18 protein-coding genes are annotated in these 18,542 nt (G+C 41.6%); 6 read left to right on the forward strand and 12 right to left on the reverse strand.

Annotation, left to right across the window (positions count from 1 at the left end; all coding sequences use genetic code 11):
• On the reverse strand, window positions 1-770 hold a 770-nt coding region (locus L4C33_RS10945; RefSeq protein WP_428812469.1), incomplete at its 3' end, for a bifunctional transcriptional activator/DNA repair enzyme AdaA.
• Window positions 771-990: 220 nt separating this feature from the next.
• Here L4C33_RS10945 and L4C33_RS10950 point away from each other — a divergent pair.
• Entirely contained in the window at window positions 991-1,194 is a 204-nt protein-coding gene (locus tag L4C33_RS10950; protein WP_428812470.1) for a hypothetical protein, read from the forward strand.
• A 178-nt stretch (window positions 1,195-1,372) separates the two neighbouring features.
• Here L4C33_RS10950 and L4C33_RS10955 read toward each other — a convergent pair whose 3' ends face one another.
• Complete coding sequence (locus L4C33_RS10955) at window positions 1,373-2,263, reverse strand: LysR family transcriptional regulator (RefSeq protein ID WP_428812471.1); 891 nt, start codon at window positions 2,261-2,263, stop codon at window positions 1,373-1,375.
• A 190-nt stretch (window positions 2,264-2,453) separates the two neighbouring features.
• Here L4C33_RS10955 and L4C33_RS10960 point away from each other — a divergent pair, with 190 nt between their 5' ends.
• Window positions 2,454-2,807: a MaoP family protein gene (locus tag L4C33_RS10960; RefSeq protein WP_428812472.1), complete on the forward strand. Its 354-nt coding sequence runs from the start codon at window positions 2,454-2,456 to the stop codon at window positions 2,805-2,807.
• Window positions 2,808-2,911: 104 nt separating this feature from the next.
• Here the strand turns inward: L4C33_RS10960 and L4C33_RS10965 are convergent, their stop codons facing one another.
• On the reverse strand, window positions 2,912-3,166 hold the full coding sequence (locus tag L4C33_RS10965; protein WP_428812473.1) for a DUF3081 family protein: 255 nt from the start codon (window positions 3,164-3,166) through the stop codon (window positions 2,912-2,914).
• 276 nt (window positions 3,167-3,442) lie between these two features.
• Between L4C33_RS10965 and nagB the strand changes: the two genes are divergently transcribed.
• The gene (nagB, locus tag L4C33_RS10970; protein WP_428812474.1) at window positions 3,443-4,243 is read left to right on the forward strand and encodes a glucosamine-6-phosphate deaminase; all 801 of its coding nucleotides are present in this window, start codon (window positions 3,443-3,445) and stop codon (window positions 4,241-4,243) included.
• Window positions 4,244-4,440: 197 nt separating this feature from the next.
• On the opposite strand, the gene L4C33_RS10975 is transcribed toward nagB, so the two are convergent.
• The 3 genes from L4C33_RS10975 to L4C33_RS10985 all read right to left on the reverse strand — a co-directional run bounded on the left by L4C33_RS10975 (window position 4,441) and on the right by L4C33_RS10985 (window position 8,288).
• Complete coding sequence (locus L4C33_RS10975; RefSeq protein ID WP_428812475.1) at window positions 4,441-4,977, reverse strand: MltR family transcriptional regulator; 537 nt, start codon at window positions 4,975-4,977, stop codon at window positions 4,441-4,443.
• Window positions 4,978-5,027: 50 nt separating this feature from the next.
• A complete protein-coding gene (locus tag L4C33_RS10980; RefSeq protein ID WP_428812476.1) occupies window positions 5,028-6,176 on the reverse strand; it encodes a mannitol-1-phosphate 5-dehydrogenase in 1,149 nt (382 codons plus the stop codon).
• Between the two features lie 201 nt (window positions 6,177-6,377).
• Entirely contained in the window at window positions 6,378-8,288 is a 1,911-nt protein-coding gene (locus tag L4C33_RS10985; RefSeq protein WP_428812477.1) for a PTS mannitol transporter subunit IICBA, read from the reverse strand.
• A gap of 504 nt (window positions 8,289-8,792) precedes the next feature.
• Here L4C33_RS10985 and L4C33_RS10990 point away from each other — a divergent pair.
• On the forward strand, window positions 8,793-9,662 hold the full coding sequence (locus L4C33_RS10990; RefSeq protein WP_428812478.1) for a glycerol kinase: 870 nt from the start codon (window positions 8,793-8,795) through the stop codon (window positions 9,660-9,662).
• 97 nt (window positions 9,663-9,759) lie between these two features.
• On the opposite strand, the gene L4C33_RS10995 is transcribed toward L4C33_RS10990, so the two are convergent.
• The 3 genes from L4C33_RS10995 to L4C33_RS11005 form a co-directional block, all read right to left on the reverse strand.
• Entirely contained in the window at window positions 9,760-10,929 is a 1,170-nt protein-coding gene (locus L4C33_RS10995) for a tetratricopeptide repeat protein (RefSeq protein WP_428812486.1), read from the reverse strand.
• 339 nt (window positions 10,930-11,268) lie between these two features.
• Window positions 11,269-11,610: a YajD family HNH nuclease gene (locus L4C33_RS11000; protein WP_428812479.1), complete on the reverse strand. Its 342-nt coding sequence runs from the start codon at window positions 11,608-11,610 to the stop codon at window positions 11,269-11,271.
• Window positions 11,611-11,772: 162 nt separating this feature from the next.
• Window positions 11,773-12,099, reverse strand: a complete 327-nt coding sequence (locus L4C33_RS11005) for a helix-turn-helix transcriptional regulator (RefSeq protein WP_428812480.1) — start codon at window positions 12,097-12,099, stop codon at window positions 11,773-11,775.
• Window positions 12,100-12,259: 160 nt separating this feature from the next.
• On the opposite strand from L4C33_RS11005, the gene L4C33_RS11010 reads away from it, so the two are divergent.
• Window positions 12,260-12,592, forward strand: coding sequence for a hypothetical protein (locus tag L4C33_RS11010; RefSeq protein WP_428812481.1), 333 nt, complete (start codon window positions 12,260-12,262; stop codon window positions 12,590-12,592).
• On the opposite strand, the gene L4C33_RS11015 is transcribed toward L4C33_RS11010, so the two are convergent.
• The 3 genes from L4C33_RS11015 to lamB form a co-directional block, all read right to left on the reverse strand.
• Window positions 12,584-14,338: a putative bifunctional diguanylate cyclase/phosphodiesterase gene (locus L4C33_RS11015; protein ID WP_428812482.1), complete on the reverse strand. Its 1,755-nt coding sequence runs from the start codon at window positions 14,336-14,338 to the stop codon at window positions 12,584-12,586. The two genes, L4C33_RS11010 and L4C33_RS11015, sit on opposite strands and share 9 nt — an antisense overlap.
• Before the next feature lie 207 nt (window positions 14,339-14,545).
• A complete protein-coding gene (locus L4C33_RS11020; RefSeq protein WP_428812483.1) occupies window positions 14,546-15,388 on the reverse strand; it encodes a MalM family protein in 843 nt (280 codons plus the stop codon).
• Between the two features lie 78 nt (window positions 15,389-15,466).
• A complete protein-coding gene (lamB, locus tag L4C33_RS11025; protein ID WP_428812484.1) occupies window positions 15,467-16,771 on the reverse strand; it encodes a maltoporin LamB in 1,305 nt (434 codons plus the stop codon).
• Between the two features lie 432 nt (window positions 16,772-17,203).
• Between lamB and L4C33_RS11030 the strand changes: the two genes are divergently transcribed.
• Window positions 17,204-18,542 (forward strand): alpha-amylase family glycosyl hydrolase (locus tag L4C33_RS11030; RefSeq protein ID WP_428812485.1); only part of this gene is annotated, 1,339 nt, incomplete at its 3' end.

An 18,542-nucleotide genomic window follows, 5' to 3' on the forward strand; every position in this document is an offset into this window, starting at 1 on the left:
TCTATGGACTGACGACTAAGGTAACTTGCTTTAAACCACCCTTTGCTGCCATTCACAATGACCTTACGTTGATAACTCGTGTCAGTCACAACCTCAACGCCATCGATCGCTCGTCGACGATAAAAATTCAGCAAATGCTCCCAATCTAGAGGGCCATTAAACGTCAGTACAATATGGTTTCCAGATCTGGTTTCTTTTTTGGCATTACGCACTTGAGTAGGTGTCAGCTTCAACACTTTTTTAAACGCATCATTGAAGCGGCGAATACTGTTAAAACCGCAAGCAAACCCAATATCACCAATACTCATAGAACTGTTGTGCAGTAATTGCTTGGCAAACATTAATTGATGGTATTGAGCATATTTTTTGGGTGACACACCTACATACTTATCAAAAAGAATACGTAGATAACGGTCAGAAACACCTAACCTTTCAGCTAAGTTCGACAATGAACCTTGCTGTAATGCCCCCTGTTCAACCAAGGTCACACCCCGAATAAATGTTGTTTCTACACCTTTCCAAGCCCATGACGTTGGCGCACTATCTGGTCGACAGCGTAAGCATGGTCGGTATCCGGCTTGTAATGCTAAAGCTTGATTAGAGAAGTACTCAACATTCTTTTCCTTCGGCGGTGACGCTGGGCAAATTGGCCGACAAAATATTCCTGTCGTTTTAACTGCAGTATAAAAACGCCCATCAAAACGAGCGTCGCGCGCTAAACGAGCCTTTTGGCATTCCTCATCCGTTAGTTGTTGCTGCGTAGATTCCATTTACTGAACTCATTGACCTTTGATAATGAAAAAGTGTACTCGCTTATAGTAAATAGGTTAGCCATTTTCGGAACTCAATATGAGTAACAATGATAAAAAATTAGCACATTCAGAAAATTCACCTAAAGTTACTAGATACAAATTATTAAAAACAACGTCAATCTGGTTAGTATCGAGTCATGGATAGAACTTGAGCTAACCTATAAAAAGGAAAATGGCTATGGATCTGCACACCTGTCGTATTGTTTTGAAAAACCAACAAGTACTTACCTGCCAATCAGTTGAACAATCCCTCGGCCTCATTGAATCACAAAATGAGGCAGGGATATCTATGGTTCACATTGATGCGATTGGAGGGGGAGAGATTCACTCATACCAATGTAGTAGTTTAGAAGAGTCGATAGAGAACTTGATGAACCTGTAACCCAATGATTCAAACCTAATACAGCCAAGTTGTACGCTCTTGAAGTAGGCATTCAGTAAAAAGGCAGCTTAATAAAAGCTGCCTTTTTGTTTCTATATCTAGTGCACTGTAATCACTAACCCACCAATAACGCATCTATGTTAGATACCGACATTAGTCGCTAGTGTTACAGGAGGTACTAATCTTGTGAAGCTTCAGCAGCCTGTTGAAGTGTATAGGCGTTAGAAGGGTCAATATCCTTAACAAGCTCTTCAACTTGCATAATCGCTTCAACTGAAGTGCTGCTCTTACGGTAACTCAGATAAATAGGACGATACCAATCTTCAATTCCCTTAACTTTATGCAATTGTCCTGAACCTAAAAAAGGCTCAACAAGAGAAATAGGAAGATACGCACTTCCTCCCTTCTCTAGTATAAAATCTAATGCGATACGTGCCGTAGAAGTACGTAAATAAGGCGCAGGTACTTTAGGGTGACGTTCAGCATGCTCTGAACCAAAACGCGTTCCCCAATCGACATAGACATATTTATTTTCAAAAACACTCTCGAGGTCATCGGGTTTAGTCGAAACCAGTACCAGAACCAAGTCTGCCACTTTCTTGCAGTTCAGCTCTTCCGCTTTGATTTGGTCAAAAGCAAAAGCCATATCTAATGTGCGTTCTAGCAAGCTACGGTTTAAATGTTCACGACCCATGACTTCAGCCATAAATCCGTATCCATCAAATGAATCTGTCACCACGCTCAAACAGTTTTGTAGATACGCATCCCATATGTTCGGAGTTCCACCCAGTGTTAACTGTAGTGCTTTGCCGCTATCTAATGAAAGCTCAAACTTCGCCTGTTGAAGTGTTGTCACCATCACTTCTGCGTATCCGATTAAGCGTTCTCCAGATGATGTCAGCTTTATATTATTACGATCTCGAATAAAAAGCTGAGTATCGAAGTAGCTTTCTAATTGCTTGATACGAGCACTTACGGCAGCTTGAGTCAGGTACAGATTTTCGGCAGCACGCCCAAAATGGCGAACTCGGGCAACTTCAAGGAAAGTTCTGAATACTTTTACGTCCATCAAAAACATCTCTGTAATAAATCCGAAAAGTAACGGATCTAGGATTGGTTTATCGTCAGGACAAAAACGTTTTGTTTTTCATTTTTGCCTTTTAACAATATTTTCGCGTAAACAAATTCACTTTCGCGTAAGTAAGCTGACTCACGCAAAAACAACGCTGTTATTAATCTAACCACATACTGAGGTTAACATGTCTGAAACTGAATTCCGTCATGGCAAAAAGCGCTTTTATGACGCTAAAAAGTTCCCAAGAGGATTCGCTAAGTCTGGTGATTTTACTCTTGTCGATGAAGAAATCCTAACCTTGTTTGGCGACACTATGCTTGGTCTCGAAACGGGTGAGCTTTTACCTGAAAATTCAGAAGAAAAGCACTTTCTAAAAGTCCTTTCGTACCCACATAAAGCCAAAACAAAATTAGAACGTGTTTGGCTTAAGTACATTCAGTTAGCACGAGGTAGAAAACGCTTCCACACGTTAAATGGCGGGAAACGTGGTGAGATGGCTAAAGAAGAGTATGAGCCAGAGCTTGTGTTAGAAGACTAACCCTAAGCTCAGCAATAAGCCCAATAACTCCAACTCTTTATAGTTAAAGGGGTGTTGGGCTCATTTATTTGTACGGTAACATTCACCATCAAAGCACATTGAAATTACTTAGCAGCCAAATTTTCGATTTGATGTAAAAACTCATCTCGCAACGACTGTTCTGAGTAATCAATATGATAGCCATGGCAATCTTTCAGTGTCAGTTGTACCCCAACACCTCTTAAATAGATATTTCCATTATGCCTTTCCCGGCAAGCTTCAATGCCTTCAAGCTCCTTCCCATAGCGAGTTGGCTTACCCGACGTCATTACTTGCGTATACGCCTCGACAATGTCACTAGGGTTTATTTGGTAGCTCATGCCATTCTCACATTACGTCATGTCTAATATTTTTATTATAGTTTCGAATCAAAACATCACCCAACTGAACAAGATAAAAACAGCGTACCGATGATTTAGGCTATCGATTGCTTTTCAGGGGACTTAACTATCATAGGGTTACGGATTTTGATGCGTTATTGTTCAAATAAAATGTTAATAATTGACCTAAAACAATAGCAGATCGCAAAAACTTATTTTATAATGCGAATTAATGTTTCAGCACACTATAAATTATTTTTCTTAGGGGCTACAAAAATGAGACTTATTCCTTTAAACAACGCGGCACAAGTAGGCAAATGGGCAGCTCGTCATATCGTAGACAGCATCAAAGCATTCAACCCAACTGCTGATCGTCCATTCGTTCTAGGTCTACCGACTGGTGGTACTCCTCTAACGACTTACAAAGAGCTTATCGCACTACACAAAGCTGGCGAAGTAAGCTTCAAGCACGTTGTTACTTTCAACATGGATGAGTACGTTGGTATCGACCCGAACCACCCTGAGTCTTACCGTACATTCATGTACACAAACCTGTTCAACCACGTTGATATCCAAGAAGAAAACATCAACCTGCTAGACGGTCAAGCTGAAGACATCGATGCTCACTGTGCAGCATACGAAGAGAAAATCCGTTCTTACGGCAAAATCAACCTATTCATGGGCGGTATCGGCATCGACGGTCACATCGCATTTAATGAACCAGGTTCTTCTCTAGCTTCTCGTACTCGTATCAAAACACTAACTGAAGAAACTCGTATTGCGAACTCTCGTTTCTTCGACGGTGACATGAACCAAGTACCTAAGTACGCATTAACAATCGGTGTTGCTACTCTTCTAGATTCTGAAGAAGTAATGATCCTAACTATGGGTCACAACAAAGCTCAAGCACTTCAAGTTGCTATCGAAGGTTCTGTAAACCACATGTGGACTGTTACAGCACTTCAAATGCACCGCAAAGCTATCATCGTTGCTGATGAGCCAGCTCAACAAGAACTTAAAGTTAAAACTCTTAAGTACTTCACTGAGCTAGAAGCTGAAAACATTCAAGACCTATAATAGGTTTAGCGTGTAAAGCGTGTTTGTAAAAACGAAAATAAAAAAGCCACTCCAGTGGCTTTTTTTGTATCTGAAATTTTGTATCAAATATATAGAAAGATAAGTCGCTAACAGCAATACGTGACTTCGTACTTTACGAGTCCTGATGTTTTCTTAGAGGGGAATATACACAGCTAAAAGGCGTTAAAAGATAAGCGTTAAGAAGTAAGCGCGTTATCTCTACAAAGAGTATTTACGATATCGGTAATGGCTAACACGATCGTCGATTGGACTTTCTGATTGTGTCGAGCAAGAAACATATCAAGCATTGGCCCAGACATTGTTTTCACTACTTCTTCGTCATACTCAATTGGCATAATTCGCTTAATCGCGTTGACTTTATTAAGCTCAAACAGCACATCGACATCGGTAAAATTGGTGTCTTCGCCTTGAATTTTTGCCCATTCCTTTAAGGTGACAAAAATCTCTAGGTCATCGTATAAGTCTTTACTTATTACGCCTAAACCCAACAATAGTTTAGCTCGAACCATAATCTCACCCAGCGGACCACCACTGTTTAAGAGAGGCTCCACGACAAACTTTACTGCAGTATCATCTTTCTGGAATATGTTCTTTAGTAGCACATCGACCGTATCATCTACCGCATCGTAAGCTGCCATAAGACACGCGCCAGCACTCTCTGCCTCAGACAAGGCTTCAAGTAATTCAGATTCATGGCTAGGATGTATTGGCATATAGGCTCTACAAAAAGAAAGTGCCACTGGAGTGGCACTTTTATGATTGATCATTTTAATGCTAAATAAGTTTCTTCCGCTAGTTTAACAACTTCTGAGTCACTATTCAGCTCAGAATAATGTGCTAATGTCTCAGCAAAGCCTTTTTCTTCAAACATTGCTTGAAGTTCGACCGCTTGTGGGTCGTCTTCATTCTTGTAGTGAAAAGCTGCTGCAATTCCTTTCACTAAATGCGTATTTGGTAAGCCATATTCAAGAGTCCCATTAAGAGGCTTAATTAAGCGATCTTGCGGGCTTAGTTTACGAATAGGCTGTCGGCCTACACGGTCAACTTCATCACGTAAAAACGGGTTAGCAAAGCGACCTAATATCTTTTGAATATAAGCAGCATGAGCTTTTGGATCGAAGCCGTAACGTTTAATAAGAACCGCACCACTCTCTTCCATCGTTGCTTTAACTTCAGAGCGAATCGCGCCATCTTCGATTGAGTCTTTAATCGTCTCATGACCCGCTAATACACCTAAATATGCCGTCACAAGGTGGCCGGTATTTAACGTAAACAGCTTGCGTTCAACAAACGCCATTAGGTTATCTGTGCATTCCATACCAGGAATATTTGGGATCTCACCTTTAAATTGTGTTTGGTCTACGATCCACTCACAAAACGTTTCAACCGTGACTGCTAGAGGGTCAGTTTCACCCGCTTCAGCTGGCGGTACAATACGGTCAACTGCCGAATCAACAAAGCCAACAAATTCTTCGGTGAACGCTTTCATTTCATCAGAAAGGTGTTCAAGAACTGCAACTTTTAGCTGGCTTGTACCACGAACCATATTTTCTGCAGCAATAATATTCATCGGTGCTGTGTTATGGTTTTCAGCACGTTTTTCAATACCTTGAGCAATCGACTTAGAGATAATTTGCAACACTGTTGGGCCAACCGCTGTCGTGATCAAATCAGACTCTGCAATACAATCAACCACAGCACTTGTTGCTGAATTCACCGCTGTAACATTCTTAACTGTTTCGACTACACACTCTTCACCCACTATTTTTACTGGGTACTCTTGACGCTCAATAAGTGCATTAACAACCGTTTCATTTACGTCAGCAAAAGTTACCTTCATACCTGCGTCTGCGAGTAGTTTACCAATGAAACCACGACCGATATTCCCTGCACCAAAATGTAACGCTTTCATAATTTGTGACCTTATAAATATTTGAATCTTGATAGCTAACTACTCATAACAAGCTGTCTATAATGTGAAATCAGCATTAAGTAGTAAGCTATTCAGACTGTTTACGTTTCGCCTTGTTGAAGCCTCTTTAACGACAGCAATCTAAAAACCGGCGAATGTGAGGTCAGTGGGGGGACACTGACCTCTTCGTTAGTAGGAGCTTTAAGCAATATTGCTTAGTTGGTCACCATTAAGAATACGAAGTACATCTTGAGGGTTTAATGTAGTTTTCAGGCATTCAATCGACTCATCATCATCTAGTGAATTCGTCACTGCCATTAGAACCATGTTGTGTTCATCACCTTGTGCTGCGATACCGATAACAAGCTTAGCGATATCATCCGCTTCTTCACCCCACTGAATACCTTCTGGGTATTGGCAGAATACGATGCCAGTCTTCTGTACGTACTGTTTTGCTTCGATTGTGCCGTGTGGAACTGCGATTGATTCACCTAGGTAAGTTGTTACTAACTCTTCACGAGCAAACATACCGTCAACATATTGAGGAGCAACATTACCCAGCTTAACGAGTTGCTCACCTGCAAACTTAATAGCTGATTGTTTATCAGTCGTTTTCAAGCCTAGGAATATCGCGTCGCTCGTTAGAGACAGTTTGTTATCTTGCTCTACCTTTACTGGTGATACTGCAACTACTGACGCTGGAGTACCATTTTGTGCTTCTAGTAACTCAGCCACTAAGTTGTCGTATAGGTCACCGTCTAAGAAGTTATTCAAAGAGATGTGCATTGCATTCGTTGCATGTTTACGTGCACGGTCTGTTAGGTCTTTGTGCGTAACAACAATTTGTGAATCGGCTGGTAGGTTGTTGATAGCAAGGTTGGTAACACTGATATCTAGACCTGCTGCCTCTACTTTTTTACGTAGAAGACCAGCACCCATCGCACTCGAACCCATACCTGCATCACATGCCACGTAGATAGCATTCACAGCTGACATTTCAACAGTTGAACTAGACGCTTGGCCTTTAGCTGACGCTTTCATGCCTTTCATTGCTGAAGATGCTTTTTCTAAAGAAGCTTCATCTTCGTCAGTGTTGCCCTGTGTCTTCATTAGAAGAGAGGCAACTAGGAAAGAAGTACCCGTTGCTGCGATAACTGAAAGGATAACGCCAATGAATGAAGCCTTAGGAGTCAATAGCAAGATTGCAATGATTGAACCTGGAGACGCAGGAGACAGTAGACCTGAAGCAAATACAACGTTCGTGAATACACCAGCCATACCACCAGCGATAACAGCTAGAATTAAGCGTGGGTTCATTAACACGTATGGGAAGTAAATTTCGTGGATACCACCGAAGAAGTGGATGATAGATGCACCAGCCGCCGACTGCTTCGCGTTACCTTTACCAAACACCATGTAAGCTAGAAGAAGACCAAGGCCTGGACCTGGGTTTGCTTCAATTAGGAAGAAGATTGATTGACCAAGTTCTTCAGACTGTTGGATACCCAGTGGAGAGAAGATACCGTGGTTAATTGCGTTGTTTAGGAAAAGAATTTTTGCTGGTTCAACAAAGATAGAAGCAAGAGGAAGCGCACCAGCTTCAACCATTACATTCACACCAGCCGCTAAAGCACCTGAAAGTACTTTTACAGCAGGACCAATCGCCATGAACGCGATAATCGCACAGATCATACCGATGATACCGGCAGAGAAGTTGTTCACTAGCATTTCGAAGCCGCTCTTCACTTTACCGTGAACTGCTTCATCGAATTTCTTAATTGCGATACCACCAAGTGGGCCAACAATCATTGCACCCATAAACATTGGGATGTCCGTACCAACGATAACGCCCATTGTTGTAATAGCACCAACAACTGCACCACGCTCACCGCCAACCATCTTACCACCGGTATAACCTATCAAAAGTGGCAATAGGTAAGTGATCATTGGGCCAACCATTGAAGCTAACGTCTCGTTAGGCAGCCAACCTGTTGGAATAAATAGTGCAGTAATGAAACCCCACGCGATGAACGCGCCGATATTTGGCATTACCATATTGGATAAGAAACGACCAAAGTTTTGAACTTTGATCTTCGCTTCTGGTGATAACATAGATAGACCCCGTAATGTATTGGTTGGTCAAATGACCGAAAGTGTGTACTCAAAAGTTGGGAAAAATGTACCACAAGTTTTTCAGAAAGCAGCACCCCGCCACTTTAAGAGATCTTGATCACACCAAATCAACAACCCACACAATCCAATGACAACTTTGATCACATAAATTGCCTGAATATAAATTACACGCGCTTTTTATTGATAATAAATACCAACAAAAGGAGATAAATATCACATTTAACACTTGAGCATAGGAAAATAAATAGCGATCGAAATCACACTTTAAATCAAACACCCAAAAGGGTTATATTAAAACGCTCAACAGAACGACGTTCAAAGCTTATTTTATATGCACCAGTATGAGTTCGAATCAACATTGTGTAATTTAATTACAACAATTACCCCATAGTGTATTCAAACGGCGTATTCGTTAATTGTGTTAATCTGCAAATACTCTTTTCATTACGACTATAAGTAATGATTCTTCATAAGGAACAGAGCATGTCAGACAAGCTATCCACTTCTGCTTTAGCTAAAAATCGAGAGATCGAACCCAAACAGCTTTTTAACGAACTAAAACACGCTGGATATATTGTTCGCGCTAAAGACAAATGGGTACTAACAGAACGTGGTGAAAAATTTGGCGGCGAATACGTTAACCACACCAAGTTCGGCAGCTTTATCGTCTGGCCTGAGAATCTGTTGATCGATGCTCTAAGTACTTCAGGTAAGAGCCTGACAGCAACCCAAATCGCCGCGACCTTTAAACTCAGTGCAAAGAAAATAAATTTGCTACTTAATGAGCTTGGTTGGATTTATCGCGATGATCAAGGTTGGCACATTACAGAGATAGGAGTGAAGGCAGGTGGTGAGCAACGAGAAGATAAACACTCTCAAAGCCAGTTTGTCGTTTGGCATGACACAATCGTGCACAACAAACACTTAAAGCAATCCGTCATCGAGTTTTTGGGTAAAGATGCTGAGAACCATTCTACCGACGTATCACTTTCAAGCTTCAGACAAAAGTTTGAAGCTAAGTATAGAACCTTGGACGGCCATTATGTACGCTCCAAGGGTGAGCTAATTATAGATAACTGGCTATATATGGCTGGTGTTGTGCATGCCTATGAACGCCCACTTCCAATTGAAAATGAAATCATGAGCGACTTTTATCTGCCGTCGGGGAAAGTCTATATTCAATACTGGGGAACAGATCATCACGGTACTGTCGCAGAAGAAAAGCGCTTAGAAACCGTCGACGTGTACCAAACACATGGTTTTAACCTTATCGAAGTTTTCCCAGAAGACATCGTAGATCTTGATCGAGTGTTACCTCCCCTACTTCGTCAACACGGCATTAAAGCCTACTAATATAAGAACTCAGCTCTGACCTAAACGACAGACACAAAAAAAGCTCTAATAGATAGAGCTTTTTCATTGTTAAGCATTAGCCTAATTCGTTAATACATCATTTACGCATAGGATCGACTGAAGACTGTGAAAAGTCGAGATTAGTCGTATCCTGCTCTTTATTTGTTTCAACAGTACTGGATTCCTTTGAGCTAACGTCAGTACTACTGTTTTCAATAACCAGAGCTTCAACCTGCTCTTCTGTACCTTCAGGCTTATCATCTTGTACTTTCTTAGGCAGTGGAACGCCTCGCTTATACAGCTTATTCAGAGCTTTAATAATGGAATGCTTGGTCACTGAATTGCTGCCCAATTTCTTCATTAAAGGTTTAGCTAAAGCTTGTAAACCGACGACTGAATCCACACCTAAGTTTGAACCCACTTTATCTCGTGAAAATTTCGCTTTTTCATAGCCGAAATGAGCCGATAAAAACAACCAGATATAAGCAATCGAATTACCGTGTTCACCATGTTCCGCCCAGGCTTCACCAGCATGAAACATAGCTTCTTCACTGCATTGCTCAGCCGCACTTTCTAGCCAGTAGCAACCTTGCTTATGATTTTTTGCCGTTCCAATTCCATTGATATAGTTCAAACCAAGCTTAATCTTGCCTTCAACACTGTCTTTTTTTGCTGCTCGCTTGAACCACCTGGTTGATGCCTCTGGCGATCGTTCAGAGTTATCGCTAGAGAGACTCCATTCACCCATGTAGATCATGGCTTCAAGGTTTTCAGCATTTGCAGACTCTTCTATCAGCCCATAGCCTTTAGGAATATTTTTTGTCGTCCCACGACCAAAAACTAACGCTTTACCCATCTCAAACTTAGCATGCTGATCACCCTCTAACCCCTTAATTGCGGTTTTCCAGTAATTCGCTTGCTCCTTCAAAATAAGGTCTTCCTTTTTACGAGCGCTAATGCGCACAATACCTAACATGCCGTTGATATTGTCATCCTGCGCGGCTTTTTCATACCAATACAAAGCTTCTTTGATATTGGTTCTCTCCGCTTCTTTGGCAAGAAATAGGATCGTCGGGATATGGCCAGTTTCCGCTTTAAATAAGCGCTCTTTCTTTTCCTGTCGCTTTGCTTTTTCAATGGCTTTTCGGTAAGCGACTTCTCTCGCTTTACGCTCTAGTTCTAGCCTTTTCTTTCTCATTGAAAGAGAAACCAACCAGATAAAAACCAGTACTAGCGAAAGCGCAGTCGCACCAATCGCAATTCCGATTGTACTCAYAAATGTTCTTATATTTTGTTAGTCACCACACCCATTCCAACCATGGAATATGCAATCAACTAATAGTGATATATACGTTAACGGTGTTTCCCTTAAAAACTTAAGGAAACCCGTTGAATAAACACCAGTATCTCAGGAAATCGAACAGATAAGAACCCCAATGGTCATTTATAAACACGACATTCCATATATTGGAACAGGTCGAGAAGACTAAGGGATAGATATCAAAAGAGGAAGGTGGGAGCTTGTTATAAAGCTAAAGAGGAAAAGTTTAAATTAATAGAAGCTGACTACACTAGGCTAAGTCAGCTTCATGTTGATAGTAAGTGGTTACTTTTTCATCATAGCTTTCAGATCTGCAAACGGGTTATGAGTCGCCGTTTGATGTTCGTCTTGTCCAGCTTTAATCTCAGTACCGTAGCGATCATGATCAGTATATTTTGAATGCTCGTGATCGTGACAGTACAAGCAAAGCAGCTCCCAGTTACTACCATCTTCAGGATTATTCGTATGATCGTGATCTTTATGGTGAACGGTTAATTCTCGCAAGTTCGAATAGACAAATTCACGCGCGCAGTTACCGCAAACCCAAGGGTATAGCTTAAGCGCCTTGTCACGGTAGCCACTTTCATTTTTCTTATAGTTGGCACTTGAGCCGTTGTAATCAGACATCGGATTTTCCAGTGTTTATCAATTTAAAGGAATATTACCACTCCATTCACCTTTATACCGCTATCTATCTCGAAAATTTCGCTTGGGACAATTGACCGTACACGAACGCCAATTCTGAAGCTATTTTTACTTCGAGTTTTTCAACAAGCTTGAGTGGTGGGCTTAATCTTTCCCTGCATCTTCCTGAACTTTTAGGATCAACTTAACCAACAACTTTCTCGCATCATCACTTAGTAATCGGCTAGCCGCAGCGATATCCGACGGTAGCACTTGAGACACGTCTAATGTATCTAACACAACATCAAGATCCGTTAAGCCCAACGTCCGAACAATTGAGCGGTATTGAGATAGCTTCATATCGGCTTCTCCTCGCTCTATCCGTTGATACGTTTTCAGGCTCATGCCCGCAATGGACGCCACTTCTTCTTGAGAAAGCCCCCCTAACTTACGACGTTTAATCAGTGCTTCAACGATAGGTTCTTGTGACATAGGTCTCTCCTTACAGGACAGGTATGACCTAATGATTGCAATAAACAGACCATATTTACTAGCAAGTCTTTACATAAAGATGCATATAGATAAGATGCCGAACCTTAAATAAGTCGCGTAATTTCAATAACTTCTAAACGAACGAATAAACAGGTCAAAAATGAACGTTGCAAATTGCGAAAAAGAACATCTACTTTTGAAAATTGAGAATAGTTTCCCTACAGCTTTTCCATGCATCAAGAATGTATTGTTTTCTGCAAACGCAATTCAAGAAATCCGCTTCATTCAAAACCGATTATTGACCTTTAAAGAACTCACTTTGCATCAAAGTATTTTAGATAAAGAAGAAATTTCCCGTTCTTATGCGGTACTCACGTCATCCGAAAAGAAGCTAGCGAAAAAAGGTGTGGCAGCACTTACCCAAGCAATTGATGATATTGATACTCTAATTGAGCAATACCATCAATTATCAAAACTTCAGAAGCTATATTAGTTGCTCTAACTGACTGGCTGATACTGGTCTAGAAAAGTAAAAACCCTGATATTTATCGCACCCTTCGTTTCTGAGCAGAAGCTCTTGCTCGGCATCTTCCACCCCTTCAGCAACGATGTGTAAATTGAGCTCTTTACCGAGACGAATAATCGTTCGTACAATCGCTAAATCTTTTTGATCGGATACACAATCATCGATAAACGCTTTATCAACTTTTAAGATATCAATCGGCAGGTACTTTAGGTAACTCAGCGAGGAATAAGAGACACCAAAATCATCCACCGCGACTTTCACACCGATTTCTCTCAACTTATGGCAAGTCTCAACCATCTTATTTTGATGATCCATAAGTGCGGTTTCTGTCACTTCAATTTGTAATGCGCTTGACGGTAATTGGTATTGATTCAACGCGCTCGTAACCACTTCAAAAATATCATCATTGGCGAGTTGAACCGCAGATACATTCACCGCTATCGAGATTGACCGACCTTGGTTTTTCCATATTTGAGCTTGTTGGCAGGCTTTGTCGATTACCCATCGACCTATCGGAATGATTTGATGATTTTGCTCCGCGATAGGAATAAATTTGAGCGGTTGCACAAGACCAAACTCGGGATGACGCCAACGGATAAGCGCTTCTACATCTTCAATTTTCCCATCTGAAAAGTTTACTTTAGGTTGGTACACAATATAAAACTGGTCATATTCAATGGCGGTATGAAGATCTTTCTCAATGCGGTTCTGGTAGTCGCTCTCTTTACTCAATGCTTCGTCATACCACTGCACTGCATTTCTGCCGATAGCTTTCGCTTTATTAAGCGCTACAACTACATTGTGGCACCAGTGCTCTGTTGCTTCACAAGTTTCATCAAACAAAGCAATGCCAATACTGGTCGTAATTTCAAATGAACGGTTAAATAAGAAGTGGCCTTTAGAAGTGATTTCGTGGATATGCTCAACGACTTTCTCGCATTCACTCACAAGATCATGCTGATCCGTAACAACAATAGCAAACTCATCACCACCTAGTCGGTACAGGGCGCTTTTATCGTTATTAAGTACCTTTAGAGACTGAGAGAACTCCTTCAACAAACTATCACCATGTTTATTGCCAAACTGGTCGTTCACCGATTTAAAGTTATTCATATCAATGTGCAACAATGCATGTTGAGCTTGAGTGGAACCGGGTTTGATTTCGGCTAGATCAGCGTAAAACTGCCTACGGTTACTGAGTTGAGTAAGAAAATCGGTATGACTTTCCACTTTCAATAAGGCCATTTTTTTCGCTAACGCTCTTTGGTAATAGACCATAAAAGTCGCGAAGAAAGAGATTCCACTAAGCTCTAGCGCATCTTCAATAAATTCATCAAGCTGCGCTTCTGTTGTCTTTAATCCGTAGCAAAACAAAATAAGAAAGGTCACAGCTAAAGGTCGGAAAGTGCCTGGGTAAAGGATCAAATAACTTAGTGGGATTAAAATAAACACTTCTTCAATATCATCGATCACCACATGATCGATCGCGATTCCTAACGTAAGCATGATGATCCCAACGACAGCAGCTGTATTGCGCCAGTTACTCTGAGGGTGAAAGCGGGCAATAAGCATCGCGGCAGGGTAAATTAAAAAGTAAAACCAGTGGGCTTGATGGGACATGAAAAGCGCAGCTGTAATCGACAACGTTGCGATGAGATACAGAAGAGAAACAATGATTGTCGTACTTTTTTGTAGCTGGGGGAGCTTAGCCATCGAGTTAAACCTACTGAGTATGCAGTACTTAACCCTACACCATTAGATTTAAACTATGCAATATGTACCACTACAAGCGTGATATGTCGGTATCGTCTTATAATATTATTAACGTTGTCCTCTGTTTCATTCCATATCCATCTAAGCCTTATATCAACCTTAGTGGGTCAAATCACACCAAGGTTGATAATTAGGTAATAGTGCCTATTAGCGCTTTTCTACTGCTTGAACGAAGATCTCTTGAGCACCTTCAACACCTAATGCTTTTGCCTCATCTAATAAGCTTAATGCTTTAGAAATATTATCTTCAGCGACTGCTTTCTGAATGCTTTGGTGGAAGTATTGTTGGGTATCTTGGCTAACAGTAACAGGCGCTTTTTTCACAGCCGTCACTGATTGTTTTTGCTCTGGTGCTTTTTTACTGTTCAAGTTGAAAAAACTACCAGTAGAGTAAGGCGTAATATCAACTTGAAGCTCACCCGTTAGCCCGTGTGGGATTGGGATATCTTTCGCTTCGGGAAAATAATTTCCGCGCGCTTCAGCATCAAGGCGAGCTGGGTGAATAACTTCCGTGACCTCTGCTAGCTCGGCATCGGTGGTATAAATAACTAAATACGCCGCTTCGATATTGTTTGGTGGGAAGAATGAAAACTCAGTCACTAATCGGTTGCCATGCGCAAGCCTAGGCTTTTCATAACGAAAGTTATCCGCAGTAATCGCTTGAATAACGTTCCCTTCATTATCGTAAATATTTGCAACAGGGGAGAACACTTCTTTATTAATAAAGCTCACCAGCTCTATATCTAAAGCTCCTTGATAAATCGGAAGTTCCAGTTTCACAACTGGGCTGATGATTTCACTATTTTCAAGTCGCTGTGTCGTATTTGAAACGGAAATTTTAGTCGAACTAGGCAGCAATACTTTTTGGCTATCAACAGCTGTTAACGTCGCAACACTTTGTGTGGTTGGCTGTGAAATATCGATCGTTTGTGTACTTTGGCAACCCGTCAGTAATACACCGCWCAATAACGCTAGGCTCTTCAACTTCATAAAGACTCCAATTATAAAAACGAGAATAGCCGACACTAAGGTCGGCTAAAAAATTATCCTAATATTTGAACTTGTGTATTACCACCAAGCTTCAAATTGTACACCAGCACTGAATTCAGAATCATCACCGCTGAAGCCTTCGCCTTCATGGTCCATGAAGTATGAACCGTAAACACGGATTTCAGGACGAGCCCAGAAGCTAGAACCTGCAGACCATGTTTGCGCTAGTGTGAACTTAGAGCCCGCAGCATCAACATTGTCTTTTTCTTCAGTGTAGTAACCTACTTCCGCTACCGTCTTCATGATCTTGTTCCACTTGTACGCTGGACGTACAACAACGTTCGCAAGAGTATGGTCGAATGTTTTAACACCAGAATAAGCTTGAGATGCTTGATCCCATTTGTTTTCACCAATATCTGAAGCACTTGCAAACATTACTTGGTGGCCAACTTCCCAAGAATCACCTAGACCCACAACACCCCAGTTTAGAACGCGGAAACCTTTACCGTCATTGTTAACACCTGAACGGTCAAAGTTATTACCACCGCCTAAGCCCGGCATTTGTGCTGCGTAAGAGCTAGTACCGTACTGTAGAACCGTTTGGTTAAAGCCTGAGTCCATGCCTTGCTGCATAATCGCAGTTAATAGCGCGCCGTCGTCCGCAACAGCTTTTTGGCCTTTTTTCTCATTAGCAAAGTTGTAGGCACCTGCTAATTCTAAAGAAGCATCTTCCCAAAGGTTAATACCTGCATAACGAATGTCTAACGTGTACGCATCCACATCTTCAGTAGCGTAACCAGTTTGCTGCCATACCGGTGTTGTTGACGCATCACTATCTGCATCAACCCAATCGTATGTAGCAGTTCCGCTGTCTTGTTTGCCTGCGTCCATAATGATTGCTGTAGACAGTTTACCGCCACCCACAGATAAGTTTTCAATACCAGCACCAGCACCGCTCGAAGTGTTTAGGTAGTAGAAATCGGTAATATGAACATCACGGCGTTGGTAGTAACGCTTACCAGTCCAAACGACAGCGTCTTTGTCGCTTGCAATCAAGCCTTTTGCTTGAATGTTGATAACTCGGAGCGCTGAATCACTAGCTTCCCAGTCGTTGTTCCCATCAACAGCGTGTGCAATTAGCGAGTCAAGGTAGAAGCTCACACCATCTTCGTTATACAGCTCCTGGCCTAAACCAACTTCAAAGAACGTATCGTTTTCATTACCTAAACGACCTACTTTGCTTTTTTCAAAGCCAATGTTCTCACCTGCATCACCACTTAGGCCAACACCAGAGCGAACATAACCATTAAAATCAACAGCGAATGCTGAACCAGCTGCTAGCGAAGCCGCCACTGCGGTAGCGATTAAACTTACTTTTTTCATTCTTAACTCCATTAAGGACGATTTATATTTATTAGTTTTTTCTTATGCTCTCGGTGAGACAGCCAAAGGCAGTGATGGCAGTAACGAGTGAGAGGTAATAGATTTTGTTTCAACGCTGGGAATATTAAGAAAGGATGACAAAGATGACTTCCTCCACCTCAATTAAATTTAGGGGGGATGAGAGAGGAGTAGAAAATATACAGAATGGTGTAAAATAGACCTCGATCACCTAAATAAGGGGGAGTAGGCCGCAAATGGATCGAATAATTGGCTGCAAAGTGTTATTTCAATCATATTTTGGCTAATAACTGCGCCGAAAAAGTAATTTAATTACACATAACTTTTATGAGTTAAGGCGCTTGACGTTAAACACACAAAGCTTTTTACTTATAGTTCAATCGTGTTGTTAAAAATAAACAAGAATCTATATCAATGACTAAGTTGCTTTCACGCCCATACCCACTCGGAGCCACGCTGAATAGCACTGGCTGTAATTTCTCTATTTACTCCCCAGAATGTAAGTCGATTTCTCTTGCTTTATTCGACGAAAATAACGAATTCAAGACCTATCCATTAGATAGCGAGTACGCCGGTGTTAAACATACTTTTGTAGAAGGCATTCAAGCAGGTCAGAGGTACGGCTACATTGTTAAAACCGATCAAGGCCCATTACTACTTTCAGACCCTTATGCAAAAGCAATAGATAAGCCTTTGCACTACACCACGCCCTACACTAATGAAAAAAGCTTCTTAATGGCGAAATGTGTTGTGACTGACGACTCGTTCGATTGGCAAGGTATTGAAGGCCCGAATATAAGTCGTGAAGAAACAGTTCTATTTGAAACACACGTAAAAGGGCTTTCAAAGCTTCACCCAGAAGTAGAAAAACATACCCAAGGCCGTTACATGGGGCTCGCAAGCCCTGAGATGTTGGCTTTCTACAAAGAACAAAACATCAACTCGTTACAACTTCTTCCAGTAGCGGCGTGCATGCATGAACCTCATCTACTTGACATGGATATGGTTAACTATTGGGGCTATAACCCATACCTGTTCATGGTGCCAGACCCAAGGTACGCCGACAAAGATGCTGTCGTAGAACTTAAAACAGCCATTAGAGAGCTTCACCGAAATGGTATCGAAGTGATTCTAGACGTGGTTTATAACCATACTGCGGAAGGTGGTGAGGGCGGAACGACTTTCAACTTAAAGGCGCTTGATCATCGATTTTATATTAAGCATGGTCACCATTACGCTAACTTCACAGGTTGTGGTAATACTGTTGACCTAACGTACCAACCAGCACTCAACCTGGTTATGGACACCCTACGTTACTGGGTTAGTGAGTTTAAAGTTGATGGTTTTCGTTTTGATTTAGCCGCGACACTTGGTCGACAAGGTGACGAATACAACCCAGAAGCCGCTTTCTTTAAAGCTGTCGCACAAGACCCAACTCTACGCGAAACCAAGTTGATTGCCGAACCGTGGGACATTGGGCCAAACGGTTATMAGGTGGGTAACTTTCCACTTGGCTGGAACGAGTGTAACGACAAGCTTCGTGACATTACCCGTAGCTTTTGGCGAGGGGATCACGGCTACCTGAAAGAGTTTGCGACTCGCTTAATGGGATCACGAGACATCTATAGTGCTGCACATTGGCCATACAAACTAACGGTTAACTACATCACGTRTCATGATGGTTTCACCATGCAAGACCTTGTGTCTTATAAGCATAAGCTTATAAGACACAAGGTCTTGCATGGTGAAACCA

The organism is Vibrio makurazakiensis (assembly GCF_050337375.1).
GTDB lineage: Bacteria > Pseudomonadota > Gammaproteobacteria > Enterobacterales > Vibrionaceae > Vibrio > Vibrio makurazakiensis.

What these genes read in the sequence shown, in the direction of transcription:
- L4C33_RS10985 (WP_428812477.1), bottom strand. Translation starts at nt 8,288, where the DNA reads ATGTTATCACCAGAAGCGAAGATCAAAGTTCAAAACTTTGGTCGTTTC.
- L4C33_RS11005 (WP_428812480.1), bottom strand. Translation starts at nt 12,099, where the DNA reads ATGTCACAAGAACCTATCGTTGAAGCACTGATTAAACGTCGTAAGTTA.
- L4C33_RS10965 (WP_428812473.1), bottom strand. Translation starts at nt 3,166, where the DNA reads ATGAGCTACCAAATAAACCCTAGTGACATTGTCGAGGCGTATACGCAA.
- lamB (WP_428812484.1), bottom strand. Translation starts at nt 16,771, where the DNA reads ATGAAAAAAGTAAGTTTAATCGCTACCGCAGTGGCGGCTTCGCTAGCA.
- L4C33_RS11000 (WP_428812479.1), bottom strand. Translation starts at nt 11,610, where the DNA reads ATGTCTGATTACAACGGCTCAAGTGCCAACTATAAGAAAAATGAAAGT.
- L4C33_RS10955 (WP_428812471.1), bottom strand. Translation starts at nt 2,263, where the DNA reads ATGGACGTAAAAGTATTCAGAACTTTCCTTGAAGTTGCCCGAGTTCGC.
- nagB (WP_428812474.1), top strand. Translation starts at nt 3,443, where the DNA reads ATGAGACTTATTCCTTTAAACAACGCGGCACAAGTAGGCAAATGGGCA.
- L4C33_RS10990 (WP_428812478.1), top strand. Translation starts at nt 8,793, where the DNA reads ATGTCAGACAAGCTATCCACTTCTGCTTTAGCTAAAAATCGAGAGATC.
- L4C33_RS11010 (WP_428812481.1), top strand. Translation starts at nt 12,260, where the DNA reads ATGAACGTTGCAAATTGCGAAAAAGAACATCTACTTTTGAAAATTGAG.
- L4C33_RS10950 (WP_428812470.1), top strand. Translation starts at nt 991, where the DNA reads ATGGATCTGCACACCTGTCGTATTGTTTTGAAAAACCAACAAGTACTT.
- L4C33_RS11015 (WP_428812482.1), bottom strand. Translation starts at nt 14,338, where the DNA reads ATGGCTAAGCTCCCCCAGCTACAAAAAAGTACGACAATCATTGTTTCT.
- L4C33_RS10975 (WP_428812475.1), bottom strand. Translation starts at nt 4,977, where the DNA reads ATGCCAATACATCCTAGCCATGAATCTGAATTACTTGAAGCCTTGTCT.
- L4C33_RS10980 (WP_428812476.1), bottom strand. Translation starts at nt 6,176, where the DNA reads ATGAAAGCGTTACATTTTGGTGCAGGGAATATCGGTCGTGGTTTCATT.
- L4C33_RS10960 (WP_428812472.1), top strand. Translation starts at nt 2,454, where the DNA reads ATGTCTGAAACTGAATTCCGTCATGGCAAAAAGCGCTTTTATGACGCT.